We start from the raw sequence: 1,980 nt of genomic DNA on the forward strand, positions 1-1,980 counted from the left end.
CTAGCTAGGCAGGCGGGAGTCCCCACACCATAATTTTTAATTTGGTGTGGCGGTGAAAGCCGTGCGAGTTAACGAGCAAACTCCTACGCTACTCAACGGGGCGATCTTGTTCTTCGATGTACTGCTTAAGTTGCTCAACCGTCACCCCTCCACAGGACGCGATGAAGTAGCCATTTGTCCATAAAACATCTTTTCGATAAAACTGATTGACCCGCTCTGCAAACTCTTTTCTGAGATAGCGACTGGAAACCGTTTTCAGATTATTGATGAGCTTACTCGGTTCGGTCTGAGGCGTGTACTGAATCAGCAGATGGACATGATCAGTCTCACTATTGAACTCAATCAACCGACCCTCCCATTTCTCCATCAGCGCCTTGAAGATTGCTTCTAACCGAGTCAGCATCGGCTCGTTGAATAGTTTTCTACGGTATTTTGGCGTTAACACTAAGTGACACTTCAGGTCCGAAACACCCCTTGCCTTGTGGATAAAATCTCTACTCATAGCCTTAACACTAAGTATTTTGATTGTGGTACGATAACACTAAGTCAATCGTAAAAGCCGAAGGCGTGATGAAGACAACGTTTCAGTACAGATTCTACCCCGACACTAAGCAGAAGATTGAGCTAAACGATTGGCTCAGAGTCTCCCGCTATTGGTATAACCGCCAATTGGGAGACCGATTTGATTGGTGGGAGATGAATCGTACCAGCGTTGACGCTTGCCCATTGGTGAGCAGCATTGCGACCTTGCGCGACAAGCCAAACTTCTACGCTCAGAAGAAGCAGTTGCCAGTCCTCAAAAAAGACTTGGTAAAGGTCTTTCATAGCGGCGAACTGCTGGACTTCTCTCGCGTCGATGCGAGTGTGCTGCAAGATGTTTCAAAGCGCCTTGACAAAGCGTTTGAGCGATTCATCGTGGGAGACAGCAACGGCAATAAATCAGGAAGACCGAGATTTAAGTCCGTTGCCAGTTTTAAGACCCTGACGTTTGCAGATGGTAAGGCGATTAAGATTTCACTGGTTCGCAAGAACTGGCTGTATCTTCGTCTTCCCAAGTTGGGAGTCGTCAAGGTTCGGATGCACCGTGCCATTCCAGACGGATTCATCATCAAGCAAGTCAGCGTCACCCACAAGGCGGATGGTTGGTTCGTTCAGTTAATCCTGGAAGACCCAGACGTGCCTGAATTCAGCAAAGAAGAGATCACCCCCACTTGGGATAACTCGCTGGGTTTGGACGCGGTGTTGCATGAAGACGTTTACCTCGCAACGTCAGACGGTGAGAAGCTGCCATCTTTGAAGCCGTTGCGTAAGAATCAGGCAAAGCTTGACCACATCTCAACGAAGCGAAACAAGCGCAAACGGGGTTCTAAGTCACGCCGTAGGCTGGCAAAACGAGAGGCGAAACAGCATCAAAAGATTGCTCGTTCACGCCAAGATTTTCACTACAAAACCGCTCACAAATTGGTGAGAACTGGCAAGAAAGTCTTCTTCTCTGAAGACCTCAATCTCAAAGGTTTGACCAGACGCAATCAAGCCAAACAGGATGAAGCGGGTACGTTTCTTCCTAATGGTCAATCTGCAAAGTCAGGACTGAATAAGTCTTGGTCGGATGCGGCGTTTGGTAACTTTTTCAAGACGCTGGAATACATAGCCGCAAAAGCTGGATCAGTCGTCATTTCACAAAAACCTGCTTATTCCTCAATGGTGCTGTGCTACCGGGATGAAATCATCTTCACCGATTGCAGCATCAGAGACTATTGGGATGAGCAGCATTCTTTGAAGGTTGACCGCGATATCAACGCCGCCATCAACCTAAAAAGGCTTGGATTGGGCATTTTTCCAAGCATAAAACGCCGTAGTGGGAAGTTAACCGTAGTTGGAACTATGGATCAAAGTACCACGAAGGAAATCCTGCATACCCTTCATCGGGCTGTTGGAAGCCTACCCTGTAATCTTTGATTCAGGGTAGGAGTATGTCAC

The 1,980-nt window shown here is 47.6% G+C and carries 2 protein-coding genes; one reads left to right on the forward strand and one right to left on the reverse strand.

Annotation, left to right across the window (positions count from 1 at the left end):
* Positions 1 to 88: 88 nt before the first annotated feature.
* A complete protein-coding gene (tnpA, locus tag A8707_RS26050) occupies positions 89 to 502 on the reverse strand; it encodes an IS200/IS605 family transposase (protein WP_068820350.1) in 414 nt (137 codons plus the stop codon).
* Positions 503 to 570: 68 nt separating this feature from the next.
* On the opposite strand from tnpA, the gene A8707_RS26055 reads away from it, so the two are divergent.
* A complete protein-coding gene (locus A8707_RS26055; protein ID WP_068820352.1) occupies positions 571 to 1,959 on the forward strand; it encodes an RNA-guided endonuclease InsQ/TnpB family protein in 1,389 nt (462 codons plus the stop codon).
* The last annotated feature ends 21 nt before the right edge of the window (positions 1,960 to 1,980 follow it).

This window comes from Phormidesmis priestleyi BC1401 (genome assembly GCF_001650195.1).
Taxonomy (GTDB): domain Bacteria; phylum Cyanobacteriota; class Cyanobacteriia; order Leptolyngbyales; family Leptolyngbyaceae; genus Phormidesmis_A; species Phormidesmis_A priestleyi_B.